The following is a 22904-nucleotide window of genomic DNA, read 5'->3' as shown; positions in this document are numbered from 1 at the left end:
AGCACAGGCCTACCATTTCCGGTGTGAACTTCTTTATGAACTTGCCGTTGGCCGAGCCCGTCAACGGAGTCATATTCCTCCTCATCCTCGTCATCACGGCGATTATCGTTATTGCCCAGAAGAAGATGTGGCCACTGGCCATAGCCGCTATTGCCTGCGGCATTGCCTGGTTCTTCCTCCGCCACTGGGAAGTCCCCTGGCACATCTACCTAGCCTCCGTAGTCCCTTTGGCCGCGCTTCTTCGCAAGCCCAAGGTGGTCACGGTCGTGGCGGGTATTTTTTCGATCCTCGCCACCGTCGGCTTGGTCAATATGGAATACCAGACCTATCCGGATGTCGGTTCCTTGGATCCTCGCCCGGTGGCCAAGGAAATGGACTACAACGAATTCACCTCTACCCATTCAGGCGCCGCCATCGTCCACGTCGATCTCCCCGGCACCGCCTCTCATTTCTCCCCGCGCACCGCCACGGCGTATATTCCACCAGCTTATTGGACGGATCACAATCTCCCAGTCCTCATGCTCCTCCATGGAAACCCCGGCGGCCCGGATCAGTGGTTCGGTTCGGGGGAGGCGGCCGAAACCGCCGATCAATTCCAAGCGGCCAACGGCGGGCGCAGCCCCATCGTCGTCTCCGTTGATGCCACTGGCTCTGAAACCGCGAACCCTATCTGCGCCGATAGCGATATTGCCCAAGTCATGACCTATCTTACCCAGGATGTTCCCCACGCCATTAAAAAGAAGTTCCAGGTCAATCCCGACCAGCACACCTGGACAGTCGGTGGTCTTAGCTATGGCGGAACCTGCTCGCTGCAGATAGCCACCACTCACCCCGCTGCCTTTGGCTCGGTAATCGATATCTCCGGTGAGGCGGAACCTACCATCGGCACCCATTCCGCCACGGTGCACAAATTCTTCCACGGTGATGAAGCTGCCTATAACAATCAAGACCCCGCTCACCTATTGGAACGCAAGCACTATGACAACCTGCAGGCCATTTTCATTGCCGGGGACGATGATACTGAGTCCGTCACCGCCTTGCGCTCTCTTTCGGATAAAGCCCGCGCCGCTGGAATGAAGACCTACTTCGGCACCCGCCCGGGCGGCCATTCCTTCCAGGTCTGGCGCCCCGCCTTGCGCGAGTCTTTTGCGTGGGCGGCAACCCGCGGCGGCCTACAGGTAGACCGCGATCCCTTCGATGGAATTGGAGAAAATGATGTCCGTTCTTAGAAAGTTTCCCGTATCCATCGGCCTGCTGGCGGTGATGTGGTCGCTGCACCTCGTTGATTTCCCTTTGAAGCCGTGGCTCACGCTGACTACGGCGCATCCAGGCGCCTCCATCATCTTGACCGTGCTTCTCGTCATCTGGCTGGCCCCTGCCGAGTGGCGCCTCGGCTCCGCCTACACGCTCCTTGCCGGCCTTGCGACGACGGCGATTGGGGTGCCGTTGACGCTGGGCATCGCCAAGCAGTGGCCCGATAGCACCGCGTATCTTAGCCCGATTGGTTTCATCGTGGGGGCGGCTGGGTTTGCCTCTGCGTTCATGCCGCGCTTGTGGCGCCGCCGCTTCCGCATCACCATCGTCTCCTTGACCGCGACATACGTGCTGTATTCCGGCACGCTTTCCGATGCCCTCGGCACCATCACCGCCGCCCTATCCATCACCGCCGGCCAACTACTCGCGAAGCCTGCCTCTGGTACGCCGTCGACCCGCGAGCAACGCGTGCTCATCGCCGTGTGCGTCGCCTGCGTGGCGATAGGCCCAGCATTTATCGCCTTGGACCCGCTGGCGCAAGGGCCCTTCTCCGAGGTCACGCGACTGCTATGGGAGCCTAGCTCAGATACCCTGGACCTCGCCCGCGCCCATGGCATCGGCCCGATGGTGGCTAACCTACTTCCGCTCATCCTGCAGCTCGTTTTTTGTTTCGGCCTAGTGCGCGGGCGCATCACCGCGTGGCGGCTCGCAGTAGCCTCCCAGGTCATAGCCCTAGCACTGCTCATCTACCAGCTATGGAACACTAACCCTTCTCTCCCCAGCCTCATCCCCGTTACGCTGCCATGGTTGTGCGTCCTCGGAATCTTGCTAGCTAACCGCAGGTTATTCCGCACCCATGAAAACCGTACGTATCTCCTGCGCACGGTACTGTTGAGCGCCCTGATTGCGCTGGTTGGGGCCGGATTGTGGATTGGTATCGCGCTGCTGCACGACCCACTTCCCCGCGTGCTCGCTGAAACCCCTTTGCGCTTCCTGCCCACCATCGTGGCCATGATCCTGCCCCACTACGTCATCCCGGCGTCCTCCATATCGTGGTTCGTCTATGAATGGATAGGCAATGCCTTCTGGATCTTTGTCGCCTTCCGCCTCTACCGCGGCTTTTCCCGGCCTACTGACCCCGCGCACGAGGAGGATCTCCGCACCGCGCGACGCCTCCTCGAGTCCGGCACCGGAGACCATTTATCTTTTATGACGCTATGGAAATCTAATCGTTATTTCTTCCACGAAGATTCCTACGTTGCCTACCGCGTATCCAACGGAATCGCCTTAACCCTGGGCTCTCCTATTGGAAACGACATCAGCGCCGAATTTTCCGCTTTTGCCTCTGATCAAGGCTGGGACGTGGCGTGGTATTCCGTGGGGGCGGACTTCGCCGCGTCCCATCCCGAGCTCAAGCACGTCCAGGTTGCGGAAGAAGCCGTTTTACCCTGCCGCACCGTGGAGTTTAAGGGCAAAAAATTCCAAAACATCCGCACCGCCCGCAATAAGGCCGTAAAAGAAGGAATTCATACCCGCTGGACCTGCTGGAACGACATTGATCTTGCCACCATTGCCAAGATCACCGCGCTGAGTGAGGAATGGGTGTCAGACAAGGCCCTCCCCGAAATGGGCTTTACCCTGGGTGGACTGGAAGAAATGAAAGTCCTCGGCACCCGCCTTCTTGTAGCCGAAGACCAAGACGGTACGCTCCACGGCGTGACCAGTTGGATGCCGGTCTTTGAAAAAGGTTGCATAGCGGGCTACACGCTCGACGTCATGCGACGCAATGAGCACGGATTCAAAGGCGTCATGGAACTACTTATTTCAGAAGCCATGCTCATCGCCCACTCCGAGGGCTGCGCCTGGATTTCTTTATCCGGCGCTCCCCTCGCCGGCGAAGCCGCAGCGCCAACGTGGCTCGATAACCTCCTGCACCGGCTAGGCAAAGAAGTAGAGCCCTTATATGGATTCCAAAGCCTGGCAGCAAGCAAAAAGAAGTTCCAGCCCGAAGAGCACCCTTGGTTCCTGTGCTACGACGACGAGCTGAAACTTCCTAATATCGGTCTAGCGACCGTGCACGCCTACCTTCCAGACCTCAAGACCACGGATGCGGTCAAGGCCTGGATGTCCAAGCATTAATCCGCAATCGCCTCCAGCGGCGGCGTCTTTGCCGCGCGTTGCGATGGCCATACCGCTGCGATGACGCCCACAACCGCGGATCCCAGCAGCATGATCACCAGCATGCCCCACGGAACCTCGGCACCGCCAAGGCCTTGGTCATTCAGGATCTCGATGAAGGACCAGCCCAAGCCGAGGCCGATGAGGATGCCCATGATTGCGCCAAAGAGCGAAATCTGCACCGACTCCAGCGTGATCATCCGGCGGATTTGGCGGCGCTGCGTACCCACCGCACGCAACATGCCAATCTCCTGGCGGCGCTCGATAACACCCAAGGTCAAGGTATTGACAATGCCCAGCACGGCAATGATCACGGCGAGTGCGAGAAGACCGTAGAGAATGGCCAGCATCTGGTCGATGAAGCCAGCGGCCTGACCCGCATATTCCTTACCGGTGTTGACCTGCACCACCACGAGATCCTTGACGGCATCCTCGAGGTTCTGGCGTAGCTCTTCCTTGTCGTAGCCTTCTTTACCTAATACGCCCACCATCTGCACAGAGAATTCTCCGTCAGCGGCGACTTCTTCTGCCACGTCCTGCGAAACCACCATATTTTGAATGGTCTCGATGGGCTCAAAGGTGCCGACCAGTTTGGCTTCCGCAGTCTTGCCCGGCTTGCTGCCGGTGACCTCGTAGGTCTCTCCTACCTTCCAGCCATTTTCTTTGGCGAAGTCTTCCGTGGCGGCAAAGCCGCCTTCAATATTGGCATCGCCTTCCACCATGTTCATCGCCAGCATCGAGGTGGGGTCAGCATCCACCGTCACGGTGAACAACCCGCCGGCGCCAAAGTCCAAGGAGGCCTGACCGTCCACGGCAACCGGGGCCGAGCCAACGGTAATGACCTTATCCACACCGTCTGCCTCTGCGGCACGCTCGCCGGTTTCCTTCGGCGTCGGGAAGTTTCCGGAGCTCGGACCGGACAAAATATAGTCCGACGTAATATTTTGGTCCACGGTATCAGAGATGGAGGCCTTCATTGTCTGGCCCAGCATGCCGATGCTCGTGACCAATGCCACGCCCAAGGTCAGGGCAAAGGCCGTGGCGGCAGTGCGGCGCGGGTTACGCCGAGAGTTGGTAGCGGCCAGCTTGCCGATGGACCCGAAGGGCGCCCCAATAGCCTTGCCCAGCGTTGGCACCAGCGGCAAAGAAAGCGCTGGCCCAGCCAAGAAGAAGCCGATAATCACCCCGACGGCGCCGAGGCCGACGAGGATGGCGCGGACGTTCGTTTCGGCATCGCTAAGCACGCCCGCAAACGCCGCAATAATGCCGCCAATCATGAGGATCGCACCGAAAATCGTGCGGACCTTCAGCGAAGAACCGGAGGCCGACTCCGTCGTGCGCATCGCTTCAACCGGCTCCACGGCACCCGCGCGCCGCGCCGGAGCCCATGCGGAGACCACGGTAACAATCGTGCCCAAAATAATCGGGACCACCACGGCAGAAACACTCAAGCCCAGGCCACCGCCGATGTCCATACCGTTGGCACCCATCACCGCCTTGATAACCGCGACCAATCCCACACCGGCAACGACACCGACGATAGACCCCAGCACACCCACGATGACGGACTCCACCACAACGGAATTGGTGATCTGGCGGCGCGACGCGCCCAATGCGCGCAAAAGCGCGAACTCTTTAATGCGCTGGGCCACGATCATGGAGAAGGTATTGGCGATAATAAACGTGCCCACCAACAAGGCGATCAGACCAAAGGCAACGAGGAAGTAGTTCACAAACTTCAATGCCTCGGTCATTGCCTCACTGGTCTGCTCTGCAAGGCGCTCACCGGACTCGGCTTTGATGTCGAACTTGTCATTCAGGTCATCGACAAGCGCATTCGCATCCACACCATCGGCGGCAGAGACCTTCAGCTGGGAGGGATCACCAAAGCGTTCTAGGTAATCCGACTCGTCCATGCGCAGTTCGATGCTATCGCCCTGCTCCACCGGCGGCTCCACGATGCCCGTAACCTTAACCTCATCCTGGCTATCCGGATGAACCACCAAAAGCTTCTGACCAACGGAGATATCGTATTTCTCCGCAGCGGACGAATTGATCGTTACCTCATCTTTGGCCTTTGGCTCATCGCCTTCCGTGAGTTCGCTCGCGCCACCGACGGTTTTATCCGCGGAATAGTACGGCACGAGGCTCGCAGTACCGCTTTGGGTTTGGAAGGCCTCCGAGTTTTCATCGGCAACAACCACAGTCTGCGAGTCAGCGACGTTGATGTTTTTAACGTCATCATCATCAAGCAGCTGCTTGCGCAGCCCTTCATCCAGCTTCTGGTCGCTGTCATCGTTCTCACTGACCACCGCGTCTACCCCGCGGAATTGGTTATCCACCGCAGAATCAAAAGTGGCCTTCAATGAGTTAGTGAACATGAAAGAGCCAGCAATAAAGGCGGTGCCCAAAACCACCGCCAGAATTGTCAGGCCAAGGCGCAATTTATGCGCCAAAATATTGCGCACGGATACCCTGCGCATTGCGTTTCCGCGTGCCATTTAACCCTCAATCTCTGCCATTACATTGTGAATGGCCTCCATCGTTGGATCCTGCAGTTCGTTAACGAGCTTGCCATCAGCAAGGAAAACAACGCGATCGGCGTACGATGCCGCCTTAGCATCGTGCGTCACAATGACCACAGTCTGGTTATCCTGGTCCACCGCAGTGCGCAGAATATCCAATACCTCGGCCGAAGAATTGGAGTCCAAGTTACCCGTAGGCTCATCGCCAAAAATAATCTCCGGCCGCGACACTAAGGCGCGAGCACAGGCCACACGCTGCTGCTGACCACCAGACAGCTCCGCCGGACGGTGCTCCAAGCGCTCCGCCAGCCCCAGGCGACGCGTGACTTCTTCGAACCACTGCTTATCGACGTCCTTGCCCGCAATATCGGTCGGCAGCGTGATGTTTTCCGCAGCCGTCAAGGTGGGAACCAAGTTGAAGGATTGGAAGATGAATCCCAGGCGGTCTCGGCGCAGCGCCGTAATTTCCTTGTCATTGAGGTGGGACATATCGGTATCTCCGATAAACGCCGAGCCAGAGGTAGCAGAGTCCAACCCTGCCATCGTGTGCATCAACGTGGACTTGCCCGAACCCGAAGGGCCCATAATGGCCGTGAATTGGTTCTTTCCAAACTCGATGGAAACGTGATCAAGGGCGATAACGGCCGTGTCATCGCTTCCGTATTGCTTAAACAAGTCAACGGCGCGTGCCGCGGCATCAGTCATAAAGCGTGTTCTCCTTGTAAATGGGAAATTACCTTTCTACATAGTAACCCGCCTGTCCGCAGTGCCCCATCATCCCATGGGCTGATTTGGGCGCACTGGTGTGGTGGTGTTGGGTTGGTGGGGTTTTATTTTTGTTTGTTGTGTTTGTTTCTTTTGTGGTTGAGGAATTGTGTCCAGGTGTAGTGCCAGTGTGTGTTTGTGGTGGCTAGTGGCCCGGTGGGGTGGTCTATGTGGTAGGTGCCGTCTTGGTGTAGCCAGGCGATGGTGCCGGTGACCGGGTCCATGATGTAGTGGACGCGTTTGTCGGTTTTGATGTTGTGGTGATGCTGGCACAAAGTCACAAGATTATCGGGGCTGGTGGGTCCGCCGTCGTTGTATTCGATGCGGTGGTCGAGTTGGCATTTGTGTGCTGGGATGGTGCATCCGGGCCAGCGGCAGGTGAGGTCTCTTCCTTGTGTGTAGGCGCGGATGTGGCTGGTGGGCTGGTAGCTTTCGGTTTCTTTTGGTTTTAAGTGTCGGGTGAAGGTGTCAATGTTTTCTAGGTTTTTAATGTGGGACGGTCAAGTCCGTTTGAGTGGTGTTTCTACCTTTCGATAGAGCATGCAGTGTGATGGTGTCAGGGGCCAGCACGTGCTCGGTGCTTTAACTGGTTCATGCGACCTCCTTGGTGGTGTCAGCGTCTATGACGTTGGCGGTAATCAATGCTTTGGTCTGTTCCAGGCTGGTTAGTGACATGTAGCGGTTTTGCTGGATCCAGTCATCGTGTTGTTCTGCTAGGACAGCACCAACAAGGCGCACGACAGCGTCACGATTGGGGAAGATGCCTACAACATCCGTACGCCTGCGGATTTCACGATTGAGCCGTTCAGTAGGGTTATTCGACCAGACTTTCTTCCAGACGGATTTCGGGGCGTTGGTAAAAGCTAAGAGCTCGTCGAGGGCTTCTTCCAGGTAGCTGGCAACGTGGGGGAATTTATCTTCACAAAACGCTACGACCTCACGTGCTTGGGACCACACCGATTCCGAGTCTGGTTGCTGGAATATCGTATGAAACATCGCCGATAGGGTTGGCCACTGGGTCTTGGCAACCATCGAAGACAGGTTTTTAGAAAAGTGCGTTCGACACCGCTGCCAGGACGCATTCGGCAACACGTCACTAATCGCATGCTGGATTCCTAGATGCGCGTCACTGGTGACAAGATAGACCTCATTAAGTCCGCGAGCTTTAAGATCCCTAAAGAACCCAGTCCACGACGCCACAGACTCAGATGTAGCAACCTGCATGCCCAATAGCTCACGATAGCCTTCGGCATTAACCCCGGTAGCCACGAGGACGGAAGCTTTGACCACGCGTCCTCCTTCGCGGACTTTCATGGTCAATGCATCACAGGCAACATACAGGTATGGACCGGTATCGAGTGGTCGGGTACGGAAGTCTTCGACCATCTCGTCCAGGTCTTTAGCCATGTCAGATACCTGCGACTTTGAAAGATTATTAATTCCCAAACTGGCGACGAGATCGTTCATCCTGCGTGTGGACACGCCTTTTAAATAGCAGGTAGCTATTACGGTTGTTAGTGCTCGTTCTGCCCGAGTGCGTCGTTGCAATAACCAGTCCGGGAAAAATGACCCGGTACGTAGTTTGGGTACAGCGACATCAATGGTGCCAACGCGAGTATCAAGATCGCGGTGGCGGTAGCCATTGCGGACATTGGTTCGAGACTTAGACGTGGTGGCGTAGTCGGCGCCGCAGATCTGGTCTGCTTGAGTCGATAGGATTTGGTTGATGAATCCTTGAAGCATCTCGCGCATGAGATCTGGGGATGCTTGGGCAAGCAATTCGTCTAAGTAGGTAGTCGGGTCTATAGAATATGGGCTAGCGGCCATCGTGGTTATCCCTTTCGAGGAAGTGTGGTTACGGAATCGAAAGGTACTACGGTGGTCGCCGGCCTCATTCATAAGGGGCCCACCGTCAGTTACAGATACACCACGCTACTGGACGCAACCTGTGGGACCAGCCGTAGCCTGGGAAGTAGACCTTTGTATCTGCAGTCCCGGCGGCACCAGTTCCGGAACCGTCATTGTGGTCGGGGTTACTGGCGGCTGCGGTGGTGAAGGTATTAATCGCAACTTTGGTATTGGTGTTATCCAAGATGAGTTGGATAAGCGCCTCACCAGCACCGCACTGATTATTGTCTGCTTGGGAATCGATGTGGCGGGCGATAATAGCGGCCGTAGCTTTATCACACGTCAGGCTCATGGTGGCGCGGTTGTTATGCACTGACACGTTGAGGGTGGGTTCGACCTCGTCTGTCTCGTCGTCTGCCAGGTGGTGGGTGTCGATGAAGTCGCGGATAAACCGGCGGATATCCGCCACCGTGGGCACATGCTGGCACGGTGCTGTCGGGGTGAGAAAGTCTGCCAGGGCGGCATCCACGAGGCCTATGTGGTCGTGGTTGTCGCCTACGCGTTCTATTTCCCTATCAATAACCCGCAGGCGTGGTGTATCCAGGATCCACTGCTCCATGTTGGTCGCTGCGACTAGGGGTAGTTCTTGCATGCGGAAATGTGCCCTGATAATCCCCGACAGGGTGCTGTAGGTTAGGCCTAAATCTTTAGCCAGGCTCGTCAGTGTCAGATCGACGTCGTCGTCGAGGTCTGGAAGGAGTGATTGGTAGAAAAACCAGGAGTTCTTCCGGGCGTGTGCTCCAGCTGCAGCAATAGGATTGTCTGGGGTGTTGGTGGCAAAAAAGACTACCGGTACCTCCCCCACAGCCTCACCATCAGAGTCGTAATCAGGATCAGTGTTGGTGTCGTAGTCCAGTGGCTCGCCGGCTTTACGGGTATTCCCCAGCGTGGTGTCGCCAACTGGCTCGTGGTCTGTCGTGGTAGGTGGTGGTGTGCTACTTGTCATCGTAACCGTATCCCCCGGGGTGTACTACACCCTTAAAAGTGTCGAATGTGTTTTCGTCTAACACGGATTCACCCTATCCACCACACCTGACAGTAGGGGGTAACACCACGACACCTACCACGCATTCCCCCAGCTCGACAGAGTACACGTCGCAAATACCAACGGGGGTAAAACACCAAGTAGTCCCCGAAACACCAACCACCCCAACGAATCAGGGTGGTTGGTCTTTCGGGGACTACCGTATAAACACTATTTTGTTGTTTTGTTGTTTGGTGTCGGCGGTGACTTACTCTCCCACAACCTCCCGGTTGCAGTACCATCAGCGCGTACAGGCTTAGCTTCCGGGTTCGGAATGGGACCGGGCGTTTCCCTGTAGCTATTGACCACCGACAAACCTATCAGAACACTACCCACCACATGTGCGTGTGGTGTTGTGTCAGATACTGCATAGTGGACGCGACACACACGATAATGTGTTTTCTTGTTTGTTTACTCGCTAGAACAAGTCCACCCAACATAACCAAACAGTGATTGGGGGTTGTTGTGGTGTGTTTGTTTTGGTCAATTAGTACCAGTAGCCTTCACACCTTACAGTGCTTCCAAGTCTGGCCTATCTACCCCATAGTCTTTAGGGGACCTCAAAAGAAACCTCATCTTAAAACAGGCTTCCCGCTTAGATGCTTTCAGCGGTTATCCCTTCCGTACGTAGCCAACCAGCGATACCCCTGGCGGGATAACTGGCACACTAGAGGTACGTCCGTCCCGGTCCTCTCGTACTAGGGACAGCCTTCTTCAAGTTTCAACGCGCGCGGCGGATAGAGACCGAACTGTCTCACGACGTTCTGAACCCAGCTCGCGTGCCGCTTTAATGGGCGAACAGCCCAACCCTTGGGACCTACTCCAGCCCCAGGATGCGACGAGCCGACATCGAGGTGCCAAACCATCCCGTCGATATGGACTCTTGGGGAAGATCAGCCTGTTATCCCCGGGGTACCTTTTATCCGTTGAGCGACACCACATCCACAAGTAGGTGCCGGATCACTAGTCCCGACTTTCGTCCCTGCTCGACATGTCTGTCTCACAGTCAAGCTCCCTTGTGCACTTACACTCACCACCTGATTGCCAACCAGGCTGAGGGAACCTTTGGGCGCCTCCGTTACATTTTGGGAGGCAACCGCCCCAGTTAAACTACCCACCAGGCACTGTCCCCAACCCAGATCATGGGCCAAGGTTAGATGCTCAATCCGATCAGAGTGGTATTTCAACAACGACTCCACCACCACTAGCGTGACGGTTTCACAGTCTCCCACCTATCCTACACAAACCGAACCAAACACCAATACCAAGCTATAGTGAAGGTCCCGGGGTCTTTTCGTCCTGCCGCGCGTAACGAGCATCTTTACTCGTAATGCAATTTCACCGGGCCTGTGGTCGAGACAGCAGAGAAGTCGTTACGCCATTCGTGCAGGTCGGAACTTACCCGACAAGGAATTTCGCTACCTTAGGATGGTTATAGTTACCACCGCCGTTTACTGGGGCTTAAATTCTCAGCTTCGCTAACAAACGTTAACTAACCGGTCCTCTTAACCTTCCAGCACCGGGCAGGCGTCAGTCCATATACATCAACTTAACGTCTTCGCATGGACCTGTGTTTTTGATAAACAGTCGCTTCCCTCTATTCTCTGCGACCCCACAACACTCCAACCGCACAGGGTCTTCACGTCACAGGGCCCCCCTTCTCCCGAAGTTACGGGGGCATTTTGCCGAATTCCTTAACCACAGTTCACCCGAACGCCTTAGTATCTTCAACCTGACCACCTGTGTCGGTTTAGGGTACGGGCCATACACACACTCGCTAGAGGCTTTTCTCGACAGTACAGGATCACCACCATCAACCCTTTTGGGTCTACGCATCACGCCTCAACCACAATGTGTGGCGGATTTACCTACCACACGGCCTACACGCTTACACCACCAATCCACTAAGTGGCGCGGCTACCTCACTGCGTCACCCCATCACTTGAACCACACATCAGGCCCCACGACATCAACACCACCAACACTCAAAGAGTGCAAAGGTAGCGTATCCGCAGTGGTTAGTATCCGTGCTTTATCATGGGCGCACATGTACGGGTACCAGAATATCAACTGGTTATCCATCGACTACGCCTGTCGGCCTCGCCTTAGGTCCCGACTCACCCTGGGAAGACGAACTTGACCCAGGAACCCTTAGTCATCCGGCGGTAAGGATTCTCACCTTACAATTCGTTACTCATGCCTGCATTCTCACTCGCACACAGTCCACGCCTCCTCACGGTAACGCTTCCACCCATGCACGACGCTCCCCTACCCAAACAACAAAAAATTGTTGCTTGCCGCGGCTTCGGCGGTGTACTTGAGCCCCACTACATTGTCGGCGCAGAACCACTCGACCAGTGAGCTATTACGCACTCTTTCAAGGATGGCTGCTTCTAAGCCAACCTCCTGGCTGTCTTCGCGATCCCACATCCTTTTCCACTTAGTACACCCTTAGGGGCCTTAACCGGCGATCTGGGCTGTTTCCCTCTCGACTATGAAGCTTATCCCCCACAGTCTCACTGCCGCACAACACAATTGATGGCATTCGGAGTTTGGCTGACATTGCTAAGATTGTAGTCCCGCTCAACCAACCAGTCGCTCTACCTCCACCAAGCTAAATGCGACGCTGCACCTAAATGCATTTCGGGGAGAACCAGCTATCACGGAGTTTGATTGGCCTTTCACCCCTACCCACAGCTCATCCCCGCAGTTTTCAACCTACGTGGGTTCGCGCCTCCACAACCTCTTACAGCTGCTTCACACTGGCCATGGGTAGATCACCCCGCTTCGGGTCCAGGACATGCCACTAAACACCCCATTAGGATTCGGTTTCCCTACGGCTACCCCACACGGGTTAACCTCGCGACATGCCGCTGACTCGCAGGCTCATTCTTCAAAAGGCACGCCATCACACACAAACAGGTGCTCTGACGGATTGTAAGCACATGGTTTCAGGAACTATTTCACTCCCCTCCCGGGGTACTTTTCACCATTCCCTCACGGTACTATCCACTATCGGTCACACTGAGTATTTAGGCTTACCGGGTGGTCCCGGCAGATTCACAACAGATTCCACGAGCCCGTTGCTACTCGGGCACCCAACAACCCCCACATCATCATCTTCAGCTACAGGACTCTCACCTACTCCGGCAGATCATTCCAAACCACTTCACCTAACAACAATGCAAAAAGGGCGTGCCACTGGTAGATGACACAAAATCAGGCCCCACAACACCGCACACACAACCCCTACCAGGTATCACATGCACACGGTTTAGCCTCATCCACGTTCGTTCGCCACTACTAGCAGAATCATTATTATTTTCTCCTCCTACGGGTACTGAGATGTTTCACTTCCCCGCGTAACCCCCACAACAGCTATGAATTCACTGAAGGGTAACCCCACATAACCAGGGCCAGGTTTCCCCATTCGGACATCCTCGGATCAACGCTTTATTGACAACTCCCCGAGGCTTAACGCAGCCTTACACGTCCTTCATCGGCTCAGCATGCCAAGGCATCCACCATGCGCCCTAAATAACGAACACACCAACCACCACACACAAACCACACAACACAAAGGTCACACAATCCGTATGCAGTGGCAACAAGTGAACTTGACAAAATAAACAAAAAGAAAAATCACATCACACACACAACACCACCCACATAAGCAGGCGGCATCATGTGAGATGCTCGCGTCCACTATACAGTTCTCACACAACACCCCAACCAGCAACAAACACCACCACAACAAACGATGCTCATCAACCAGTCAGGCACACAAAAAAGGGGATAATGCCCCAGACACCCAACAATGCACCAACGACTTACCAATCAACTTTACTTCCTGTATGCATGGACACTTTTACGCATGTCACAAAGCACTGTCTCAACACTTAGACCCTGCTGATTAAGGTGTGTCTCCTACCCGGATTCAACAATGGTGGCAGCAGAACACTCGCCTACTCAACCACCAACCCACCATCAAACAACAGTGGGCAACCCACAACTGTGGGTCATGGCTGCAACTGCAGCCTAATAAAAGCTCCTTAGAAAGGAGGTGATCCACCCGCACCTTCCGGTACGGGTACCTTGTTACGACTTCGTCCCAATCGCCGATCCCACCTTCGACGGCTCCCTAACACGTTTAGGCCACCGGCTTCGGGTGTTACCAACTTTCATGACGTGACGGGCGGTGTGTACAAGGCCCGGGAACGTATTCACCGCAGCATTGCTGATCTGCGATTACTAGCGACTCCGACTTCATGGGGTCGAGTTGCAGACCCCAATCCGAACTAAGGCCGGCTTTCAGCGATTCGCTCCACCTCACAGTGTCGCAGCGCGTTGTACCGACCATTGTAGCATGTGTGAAGCCCTGGACATAAGGGGCATGATGATTTGACGTCATCCCCACCTTCCTCCGAGTTAACCCCGGCAGTCTCTCATGAGTCCCCAACCAAATGCTGGCAACATAAGACAAGGGTTGCGCTCGTTGCGGGACTTAACCCAACATCTCACGACACGAGCTGACGACAACCATGCACCACCTGTACACCAACCACAAAGGGAAACTACATCTCTGCAGCGATCTGATGTATGTCAAGCCCAGGTAAGGTTCTTCGCGTTGCATCGAATTAATCCACATGCTCCGCCGCTTGTGCGGGCCCCCGTCAATTCCTTTGAGTTTTAGCCTTGCGGCCGTACTCCCCAGGCGGGGCGCTTAATGCGTTAGCTACGGCACGAAAGTCGTAGAAAGACCCTCACACCTAGCGCCCACCGTTTACGGCATGGACTACCAGGGTATCTAATCCTGTTCGCTACCCATGCTTTCGCTCCTCAGCGTCAGTAACTGCCCAGTAACCTGCCTTCGCCATCGGTGTTCCTCCTGATATCTGCGCATTTCACCGCTACACCAGGAATTCCAGTTACCCCTACAGCACTCAAGTTATGCCCGTATCGCCTGCACGCCCGGAGTTAAGCCCCAGAATTTCACAGACGACGCGACAAACCACCTACGAGCCCTTTACGCCCAGTAATTCCGGACAACGCTCGCACCCTACGTATTACCGCGGCTGCTGGCACGTAGTTAGCCGGTGCTTCTTATCTAGGTACCGTCACAAAAAGCTTCGTCCCTAGCGAAAGGAGTTTACAACCCGAAGGCCTTCATCCCCCACGCGGCGTCGCTGCATCAGGCTTGCGCCCATTGTGCAATATTCCCCACTGCTGCCTCCCGTAGGAGTCTGGGCCGTATCTCAGTCCCAATGTGGCCGTACACCCTCTCAGGCCGGCTACCCGTCGCCGCCTTGGTAGGCCATTACCCCACCAACAAGCTGATAGGCCGCGAGCTCATCCTACACCGAAAAAACTTTCCAACCACCACACTAAAGATGGTTCCTATCCGGTATTAGACCCAGTTTCCCAAGCTTATCCCGAAGTGCAGGGCAGATCACCCACGTGTTACTCACCCGTTCGCCACTCGAGTACCCTGCAAGCAGGGCCTTTCCGTTCGACTTGCATGTGTTAAGCACGCCGCCAGCGTTCGTCCTGAGCCAGGATCAAACTCTCCACAAAAAGAATTTCAGCAAAACACTGAAAAGGCCGTGAAAAGCCCAAACCTAACCAAAAGAACAAACCACCACAAACCCACAAAAGCAGGCCCATGCTGGCGTCCAAAAAATTACTACAAAGAAAAAATCACTGCCTCCCCAACCCGACGGGGCACAAAAAGGGAGACAAAAAAGTTGAACACAATCACATGCCAACCAATCCATCAATGCAGCCGAAACACTAAACAGTATTCAAAAAGATGCGTATTCCAACACCTTACCGGCACACACCAACCAACAAACCACCATTAGGTTCGCCGGCCAACAGACCAATCAACACACAACCATGCACACAAAAATAAAAAATAAGTACATTGGCACACTATTGAGTTCTCAAACAACATCCACACACCACAAGAAAGTTAACCAAACGTTAACCTCTCAGCGGCGCCTCGTACCAACTTACCCAACAACCTGAACCAAGTCAAATCCTCGAGCCAAGTCAGTACAAAAAGTCACTCAAAAGTAACCAACCGGCTACCTCTCGGCGACTTCGATAAAGTTACACCCAACCCCGAAAAACACACAAATCCCCAGCACACACCATAAAAATGCGTACTGGGGACAGGTTAATTTAGAAGATTTCTTCTTCCTGCGTCCTTTCGATGGTGGCTCCAAGCCGCGAAAGGTTCTCCACAAAGTGGGGATAGCCGCGGTCAATATGGAAGACATCGTGAACGGTCGTGGCTTCGTCGGCGCACAGCGCGGAGAGGACCAGGCCGGCTCCGGCGCGAATATCGGAGCTCCACACGTGCGTAGAAGAAAGATGTTCCTTACCGCGCACCACCACGTGGTGGCCATCTACTTGGGCATCGGCACCCAGGCGCAGCATCTCGTCAACGAAGCGGAACCGGGATTCAAAGACGTTCTCCGTGATCACGGTGGTTCCTTCGGCGATGGCGGAAATGCCGATGGCCATGGGTTGGAGGTCCGTCGGAAAGCCTGGGAAAGGCAACGTCTGGTAATCCACCGCGGTGGGGCGCTTTTCCATGCGCACGCGGAAGCCGTTTTCATAGGTTTCAATATCCGCACCGGCGGACTTCAGCTTTTCCAGCGGAAGGTGCAGGTGGCGCGGGGCAATGCCGCCGACGGTGATATCGCCTTGCGTCATGGCGGCGGCATAAGCCCAAGTGCCGGCCACGATGCGGTCACCGATGACCTCGTGCTCCGTGGGATTGAGCCGCTCGACTCCGTGGATGGTGACCTCAGAGGTACCCTCGCCCTCGATATTGGCACCCATGGATTTCAACATCTCGCACAGGTCCACGATCTCTGGCTCGCGGGCGGCATTGTGGAGGACGGTGGTGCCTTCGGCCAAGACGGCGGCGGTCAAAATGTTTTCCGTCGCACCAACGGAAGGAAAGTCCAAGCGGATGGTGGAGCCGCGAAGCTCGGAGGCCTCAGCCACCACGGCGCCGTGTTCAATGCGCGTGGTAGCGCCGAGCTTTTCCAAGCCGGTCTGGTGCATATCGAGCGGGCGGGAGCCAATGGCGTCACCGCCGGGCAGCGCTACCTTGGCATGCCCGCAGCGCGAGGTCAGTGGGCCTAGGACGCATACCGATGCCCTGAATTGGCGAACCGCATCAAAGTCCGCGTTCGATTGCGGCTTCGCGGGGGTGGTGATGCGAACGGTGCTGCCATCGATTGTCACCTCGCAGCCCAAACCTTCGAGCACCTTCTTCATCAAAGGTACGTCCAGAATCTCTGGGCAATTGGTCAGCGTCGTCGTCCCCTCCGCCAACAATGCGGCGGCCATGAGCTTAAGGACGCTGTTTTTGGCGCCATCTACTTTGACGGTGCCTGCAAGGCGGGCACCGCCGGAAACAATAAACTGATCTTTCACAGGTTTCTACGCTACCGGTAATCAGGGCAACGCGCCGATCCGGCGGGCTGCATTGACGGCTTCGTAGCGAGTATGCGCCCCCAACTTGCGCATCACGGAGCGCAGGTAGGATTTCACGGTTTCGGCGCCAATGCCCATTTCTTCTGCCGCTTCGACATTGGTGTGGCCGAGCGCCACGCAGGAAAGGACATCGAGCTCGCGGGCGGACAGCTTGGTTGATTGTTTCACGCGCACGGGAGAAACCATCTGATCGCAGAGTGCCTCAAGTTCCTTGCGCAATTCCTCGTCCTCGACGCGGTTGGCTAGCATGCGCAGCTTGGAGTGGGTGGAACGAACCTGTTCCCATTCCGCACCGTTCATGGCGTGACCGCGGGAAGCGCCTCCCTTTCCGCCATCGGCGCGGCGCATCGCGGAATTGACCGCAAGGTCTTGCTCCAGGGTCCGGGCCGTCATCGTTACTTCCTCGATAACCTTATCGCCCAAGCGCACTGGGGAGTGCACGCCGACGTAGAGCACGCCGCGGATTTCACGCTGCACGGTAACGGGCACGGCCACGATCGAGTGCAGGCCTTCGTCTTGAATGACGCTGTCGTTCTCGTGGGAGATGGTGGTAGCCCGCGTGTAGTCCGATACGCCAACCGCGCGGCGGGTGGTGATCACGCGCCCGCCGACGCCCACGCCGGCATCGATAAGCAGATTCTGCAGCGCCGGCGTACGCAGGCCCACCCACTGGGTAATTTGCAGGCGGTTATCCGCCAATAATGTCGCGTACATCGTCACCGGGATTCCGGTGGCGGTTTTGAGGGACGATAGTGCCGCGCGTACGGATTCTTCATCATCTTTGAGGCGATGCGACTCCATGAGACTCTTTCCTCGTCGGGGGTAACCAAGCAGGTGCACCCGATATCCCCGAAAACTTGGGGACCAGCGGGTAACTACGTGGAATTATAGACAGCAAGTGGGGGTAATTCGAAATCGCCTCTTTGTTTCCCCAGCGGTGAATCCCACATTCCATGCCCGAATAGGCTGTCTGCAATAAATATACCACTCTGTCTACTTAAATAGTGTATCCTTACGCTTGTACCTGATTTGACCGCGAATCTGATTCCCAAAGGAGTCTTAATAAATGGCTATTTATAACAATGTCCTGGAGACCATCGGCGGTACCCCGCTCATCCGCATCAACCGCCTAGCAGAGGGCAAGGGCGCCACCGTGCTGGCCAAGGTAGAGTCCTTTAACCCTGGTAACTCCGTGAAGGACCGCATCGGTCTGGCCATCATCAAGGCCGCCGAGGAGTCCGGCGACCTGAAGCCGGGCGGCACCATCGTTGAGGCTACCTCCGGTAACACCGGTATTGCCCTGGCACTGGCCGGCGCAACCTTGGGCTATGACGTCGTCCTCACCATGCCAGAGACCATGTCCAATGAGCGCAAGGTGCTGCTGCGCGCATACGGTGCAGAAATCATCCTGACCCCCGGCGCCGCCGGCATGCAGGGTGCGGTTGACAAGGCCAACGAGGTCGTCGCCGAGCGCGGCAACGCCATCCTGGCTTCCCAGTTCGCTAACGAGGCCAACCCCAAGATCCACGAGGCCACCACCGGCCCGGAGATCTGGGAAGACGCCGAGGGCAATGTCGATGCCTTCGTCGCTGGCGTCGGCACCGGCGGCACCATCACCGGTGCAGGCCGCTACCTGAAGTCCAAGAACCCAGACGTCTACCTCGCAGCCGTTGAGCCGGCTGACTCCCCTGTCCTGTCTGAAGGCCAGGCCGGCCCGCACAAGATCCAGGGCCTGGGCGCCAACTTCGTGCCGGACGTGCTCAACCGCGAGCAGCTGGATGAGGTTCTGACCGCTTCCCTCGAGGAGTCCATCAAGCTTTCCCGCGCTCTTGCCACCGAGGAAGGCCTGCTGGTTGGTATTTCCGCCGGCGCAAACCTCTCCGCCGCACTGAAGCTGGCCGAGCGCCCCGAGTTCGAGGGCAAGACCATCGTCGTTGTCCTGCCGGACTTTGGTGAGCGCTACGTTTCCACCGTTCTTTTTGAGGACATCCGCGAGGCATAATTAGCCCCGCCACCTAGTCCGTGAATAAAAGGCACCCGTCAAGCTTGGCGGGTGCCTTTTTGTGACCAGTACTATAGTCCCCATGAGCATTATTAAATATATCCGCGAAGATTTAGCCAATGCCCGCGACCACGACCCTGCCGCCCGCGGCGACGTTGAAAATGCGATCGTCTATTCCGGCCTGCACGCCATCTGGTCTCACCGCGTCTCCCACTGGCTATGGAAGCGCGGCCTGCGGGGCCCTGCGCGCATCCTGGCCCAAATTAACCGCTTTTTTACCGGCATTGAGATCCACCCAGGCGCCACCATCGGGCGCCGCTTCTTTATCGACCACGGGATGGGCATTGTCATCGGCGAAACCGCGGAAATTGGCGATGGCGTCATGCTCTACCACGGCGTGACGCTCGGCGGTCAGGTGCTCACCCAGACCAAGCGCCACCCCACGGTGGAAGATAACGTCACCATCGGCGCAGGCGCCAAGGTCTTAGGCCCCATCACCATCGGGGCTGGTTCCGCCATCGGCGCCAATGCCGTGGTGACGAAAGACGTCCCGGCCGACCACATCGCCGTGGGCATCCCCGCCCAAAACCGGCCTTCAAATAGGCATGAGCGGGTCAAACTCGTGGATCCGGACTACTACATCTAAATAGACTAAAAGCAGCCTACAGGCTTATGTGGGCCGCTTTTTGCTGTGCTTAACCGCGCAGCAGATCCTGGTATTCGGAGTTCTTGTCCATAAAGTGCGCCACTGCGGAACAGGTGGCGATGACCTTCATGCCGGCCTCCCGGGTTTCATCGAGGGCCGCCTTAATCAACGGCGAGGACAAGCCCTGGCCGCGGAAGTCATCCCCGATGACCGTGTGATTAAATTCGCGGGTATCACCGGAATCTACGTACTCGCAGATTCCTGCCTCCACACCATCAACGGTGAGCACGAAACGGGACAAATCGGACTGATGAGAAATTGCTTTTTCCATGTCCCCCATTAAACCAAAAATGGCCCCTCCTTGATAATAAGAAGGGACCATAGTTGTGGCCAGAGCCAGGATCGAACTGGCGACCCCACACTTTTCAGGCGTGTGCTCTACCGACTGAGCTATCTGGCCAGAAACCCGAAGGTTTCCGCGACCTTGACGGGACTTGAACCCGCGACCTCCGCCGTGACAGGGCGGCGCGCTAACCAACTGCGCCACAAGGCCATTTTCAGTTTTGTGTGCCCCTTGGGCACGGGTAGTTACTTTACACAGACGCCTCGAAACAACACAAATCAGCACTACAAAGGCGGTTTTCCCGCGCTTGCCGATGCCCCTGCATCAAGGTGACACCACCACACAGCGGCCTAAAACCAAAAAAGAACAGCACCCGCCGAAGCGTGTACTGTTCAGAATGCGACCTTGACGGGACTTGAACCCGCGACCTCCGCCGTGACAGGGCGGCGCGCTAACCAACTGCGCCACAAGGCCAAATGAGAAATTATTTAGAACCAACACGAAAGTGTTGGTACCCCCAACGGGATTCGAACCCGTGCCGCTGCCGTGAAAGGGCAGTGTCCTAGGCCGCTAGACGATGGGGGCCAGTCGCTTCTTGGCGACTTCTAGAAATATACTGGAGACATCACCAAGAAACAAAATCGCTCCCCCAGAAGGAGTTTTTACCATGTCTGAGCAGCAGAAAACTTGTTCCTGCCACGAGCCGGATGTACACGGATACAACGCCGATAGCAAGAGCAAAGCGCGTTATCTGGCGCGCCTGAAACGCATCGAAGGCCAGGCGCGCGGGATTCACCGCATGGTCGATGAGGACCAGTACTGCATCGATATCATCACCCAAATCTCCGCGGTGACCTCCGCACTAGAGAACGTCTCTCTGGCGCTCTTAGAGGACCATATAGAGCACTGCGTGGCCGGTGCGGCGGCCGAGGACGGCGAGGTGGCTAAGGAGAAGCTAGCGGAGGCTATGCACGCCATTAAGAAGCTCGTGAAAAACTAGAAAGGAGCCGCCCGAAGGCGGCTCCTGATGTGGGCCCTGTGGGGATCGAACCCACGACCTGCGGATTAAAAGTCCGTAGCTCTACCAACTGAGCTAAAGGCCCAACGTCGCTCTATATTAGCGTGTTGACTTTTAGATCTCCTAATTCACCCCTCGCCTGAGAGTATCCACACACAGCAAAAGGAGGGCTTCCCAACCGGGAGGCCCTCCTTTGCCATGGCGGTGGAGATTAACCGCGCATGTCACCCTTTTCCATGAAGTTAACCTGGAAGTCGAAGGCGGACTTCAGGTCGTGCGGGGTGTGCTGGAACTTGTTTTCCTTCGCACGCTCGTAGTACTCCTCCAACAGCGGACGGTAGTCCGGGTGAGCCACGGCGATAATCTTCTCTACGCGCTGCTTTGGAGCCAGGCCACGCAGGTCAGCCACACCGTATTCGGTGATGATGACCATGGTGTCGTGCTCGGTGTGGTCCGTGTGGGATACAAACGGAACCAGAGCGGAGATGGCGCCATCCTTCGCGATGGACGGGGACACGAAGGTGGAGATGTACGCGTTACGGGTGAAGTCACCAGAGCCACCGGTGCCGTTCATGATGCGGGAACCGGACACGTTGGTGGAGTTGATGTTGCCGTAGATATCTCCCTCGATCATGCCGTTGGAAGAAATCAGGCCGACGCGGCGGATGACCTCAGGGTGGTTGGAAATCTGCTGCGGGCGCAGGATGATGTGGTTGCGGTAGCGGTCTGCCTCCGCGTTCATCTTTTCTGCGTACTCTGGCGACAATGCGAAGGAGGTTGCAGAAGCCACGGTCATCTTGCCGGCATCGATAAGGTCCAGCATGCCGTCCTGGATGACCTCGGTGTATGCCTGGATGTTTTCGAACTTGGAGTCCAACAGGCCTGCCATCACGGCGTTCGGCACGTTACCCACGCCGGACTGCATGATGAACTTGTCGTACTCAAGGCGGCCTGCGGCTACCTCGCCCTCCAGGAACTCGATGAAGTTAGCGGCGATCTTCTCAGAGGTCTCGTCCGGCTCGCGGAATGGAGCGTTGCGGTCTGGGGAGTTGGTCTTAACAACTGCAACGACCTTCTCCTCTGGGATCTCCATGTAGGTGGTACCGATGCGGTCGCCCGGCTTGTTAATCGGGATGGGCTGGCGGTTAGGCAGCTTGTCGATGCGGTAGATGTCGTGCATGCCCTCGAGGTTCTCGGACTGCCACTCGTTGATCTCGATGATGATCTTGTCTGCAGCCTCGACGAACTCGAGGTTATTGCCCACTGCGGAGGAGGGCACGATATGGCCTTCCTCGGTAATGCGTACGGCCTCGATGATGGCTACCTGGAAGTCACCGTAGAAGCCCTCTTCTACCTGCTGGCCCAGGTGGGACAGGTGAATGTCCTGGTAGAGCGCGGTGCCATCGTTGAACTGCTTACGCAGCAGTGGGTCAGAGTTGTACGGGGAGCGGAAGTTAATGGCTTCCGCCTCTGCCAAAACACCGTCGCAGTCCGGGGCGGTAGAAGCACCGGAGAAGAGGTCAATCTTGAACTCTTCGCCCTTGTCATGCAGCGCCTTCGCCTTATCTGCAATGGCGGTAGGCAGACCCTTAGGGTAACCGGCGCCGGTGAAGCCGGAGATGCCTACGCGGTCACCATTGTTGACGTGCTTCGCAGCCTCCTCTGCAGAAACTACGAGCTTCTCAAACGGGGCGTATGCGATTCTATCGGACAACTGTCATCCTCCTTT

General features: G+C 56.3%; 14 protein-coding genes, 5 tRNA genes and 3 rRNA genes. 5 read left to right on the top strand and 17 right to left on the bottom strand.

What is annotated here, in order from left to right; genetic code table 11:
* Nucleotides 1–23 precede the first annotated feature (23 nt).
* Nucleotides 24–1229, top strand: a complete 1206-nt coding sequence (locus ACP8KU_RS02090; protein ID WP_237801539.1) for an alpha/beta hydrolase — start codon at nucleotides 24–26, stop codon at nucleotides 1227–1229.
* Nucleotides 1198–3393 (top strand): bifunctional lysylphosphatidylglycerol flippase/synthetase MprF, encoded by a 2196-nt coding sequence (locus ACP8KU_RS02085; RefSeq protein ID WP_237801540.1) that lies wholly within the window; start codon nucleotides 1198–1200, stop codon nucleotides 3391–3393. Before ACP8KU_RS02090 ends, ACP8KU_RS02085 begins: the two co-directional genes overlap by 32 nt.
* Here the strand turns inward: ACP8KU_RS02085 and ACP8KU_RS02080 are convergent.
* The 10 genes from ACP8KU_RS02080 to ramA form a co-directional block, all read right to left on the bottom strand.
* Entirely contained in the window at nucleotides 3390–5933 is a 2544-nt protein-coding gene (locus ACP8KU_RS02080; RefSeq protein ID WP_237801541.1) for an ABC transporter permease, read from the bottom strand. The genes ACP8KU_RS02085 and ACP8KU_RS02080 overlap by 4 nt on opposite strands.
* Nucleotides 5934–6662: an ABC transporter ATP-binding protein gene (locus ACP8KU_RS02075; RefSeq protein ID WP_484483902.1), complete on the bottom strand. Its 729-nt coding sequence runs from the start codon at nucleotides 6660–6662 to the stop codon at nucleotides 5934–5936.
* A 125-nt stretch (nucleotides 6663–6787) separates the two neighbouring features.
* A complete protein-coding gene (locus tag ACP8KU_RS02070) occupies nucleotides 6788–7078 on the bottom strand; it encodes an HNH endonuclease (protein ID WP_484484145.1) in 291 nt (96 codons plus the stop codon).
* A gap of 235 nt (nucleotides 7079–7313) precedes the next feature.
* Nucleotides 7314–8549: an IS256 family transposase gene (locus ACP8KU_RS02065; RefSeq protein WP_023016495.1), complete on the bottom strand. Its 1236-nt coding sequence runs from the start codon at nucleotides 8547–8549 to the stop codon at nucleotides 7314–7316.
* Nucleotides 8550–8634: 85 nt separating this feature from the next.
* Nucleotides 8635–9576 (bottom strand): hypothetical protein, encoded by a 942-nt coding sequence (locus ACP8KU_RS02060; RefSeq protein WP_484483901.1) that lies wholly within the window; start codon nucleotides 9574–9576, stop codon nucleotides 8635–8637.
* A gap of 273 nt (nucleotides 9577–9849) precedes the next feature.
* Nucleotides 9850–9967: ribosomal RNA gene (gene rrf / locus ACP8KU_RS02055) — 5S ribosomal RNA — on the bottom strand.
* Nucleotides 9968–10122: 155 nt separating this feature from the next.
* Nucleotides 10123–13202, bottom strand: a 23S ribosomal RNA gene (locus ACP8KU_RS02050).
* Nucleotides 13203–13710: 508 nt separating this feature from the next.
* A 16S ribosomal RNA gene (locus tag ACP8KU_RS02045) occupies nucleotides 13711–15228 on the bottom strand.
* Together the 16S, 23S and 5S rRNA genes form the textbook arrangement of a ribosomal RNA operon.
* 609 nt (nucleotides 15229–15837) lie before the next feature.
* On the bottom strand, nucleotides 15838–17106 hold the full coding sequence (gene murA / locus ACP8KU_RS02040; RefSeq protein WP_023017906.1) for a UDP-N-acetylglucosamine 1-carboxyvinyltransferase: 1269 nt from the start codon (nucleotides 17104–17106) through the stop codon (nucleotides 15838–15840).
* Nucleotides 17107–17127: 21 nt separating this feature from the next.
* The gene (gene ramA, locus ACP8KU_RS02035; RefSeq protein ID WP_005279642.1) at nucleotides 17128–17967 is read right to left on the bottom strand and encodes an acetate metabolism transcriptional regulator RamA; all 840 of its coding nucleotides are present in this window, start codon (nucleotides 17965–17967) and stop codon (nucleotides 17128–17130) included.
* Nucleotides 17968–18232: 265 nt separating this feature from the next.
* Between ramA and cysK the strand changes: the two genes are divergently transcribed.
* Nucleotides 18233–19168, top strand: a complete 936-nt coding sequence (gene cysK / locus ACP8KU_RS02030; RefSeq protein WP_005284610.1) for a cysteine synthase A — start codon at nucleotides 18233–18235, stop codon at nucleotides 19166–19168.
* A gap of 82 nt (nucleotides 19169–19250) precedes the next feature.
* Nucleotides 19251–19814 carry a serine O-acetyltransferase EpsC gene (gene epsC, locus ACP8KU_RS02025; RefSeq protein ID WP_005279637.1) on the top strand — a complete coding sequence of 188 codons (564 nt, stop codon included), beginning with the start codon at nucleotides 19251–19253 and terminating at the stop codon, nucleotides 19812–19814.
* Nucleotides 19815–19863: 49 nt separating this feature from the next.
* Here the strand turns inward: epsC and ACP8KU_RS02020 are convergent, their stop codons facing one another.
* The 5 genes from ACP8KU_RS02020 to ACP8KU_RS02000 all read right to left on the bottom strand — a co-directional run bounded on the left by ACP8KU_RS02020 (nucleotide 19864) and on the right by ACP8KU_RS02000 (nucleotide 20742).
* Nucleotides 19864–20145: a GNAT family N-acetyltransferase gene (locus ACP8KU_RS02020; protein WP_167530828.1), complete on the bottom strand. Its 282-nt coding sequence runs from the start codon at nucleotides 20143–20145 to the stop codon at nucleotides 19864–19866.
* 56 nt (nucleotides 20146–20201) lie between these two features.
* Nucleotides 20202–20274, bottom strand: a tRNA-Phe gene (locus ACP8KU_RS02015).
* 19 nt (nucleotides 20275–20293) lie between these two features.
* A tRNA-Asp gene (locus tag ACP8KU_RS02010) sits at nucleotides 20294–20367 on the bottom strand.
* Nucleotides 20368–20557: 190 nt separating this feature from the next.
* A tRNA-Asp gene (locus ACP8KU_RS02005) sits at nucleotides 20558–20631 on the bottom strand.
* 35 nt (nucleotides 20632–20666) lie between these two features.
* Nucleotides 20667–20742: transfer RNA gene (locus ACP8KU_RS02000), tRNA-Glu, on the bottom strand.
* A gap of 82 nt (nucleotides 20743–20824) precedes the next feature.
* Here ACP8KU_RS02000 and ACP8KU_RS01995 point away from each other — a divergent pair.
* The gene (locus ACP8KU_RS01995; RefSeq protein WP_005279633.1) at nucleotides 20825–21157 is read left to right on the top strand and encodes a metal-sensitive transcriptional regulator; all 333 of its coding nucleotides are present in this window, start codon (nucleotides 20825–20827) and stop codon (nucleotides 21155–21157) included.
* A gap of 30 nt (nucleotides 21158–21187) precedes the next feature.
* Here the strand turns inward: ACP8KU_RS01995 and ACP8KU_RS01990 are convergent.
* Nucleotides 21188–21260 (bottom strand) — tRNA-Lys (locus ACP8KU_RS01990).
* 126 nt (nucleotides 21261–21386) lie between these two features.
* Nucleotides 21387–22889 (bottom strand): succinyl-CoA:acetate CoA-transferase ScpC, encoded by a 1503-nt coding sequence (scpC, locus tag ACP8KU_RS01985; protein WP_005284616.1) that lies wholly within the window; start codon nucleotides 22887–22889, stop codon nucleotides 21387–21389.
* Nucleotides 22890–22904 lie beyond the last annotated feature (15 nt).

Source organism: Corynebacterium sp. LaCa_282, from assembly GCF_057198125.1.
Note: the sequence above shows the minus strand (reverse complement) of the source record. Positions and strands in the feature narration are given on the sequence as shown.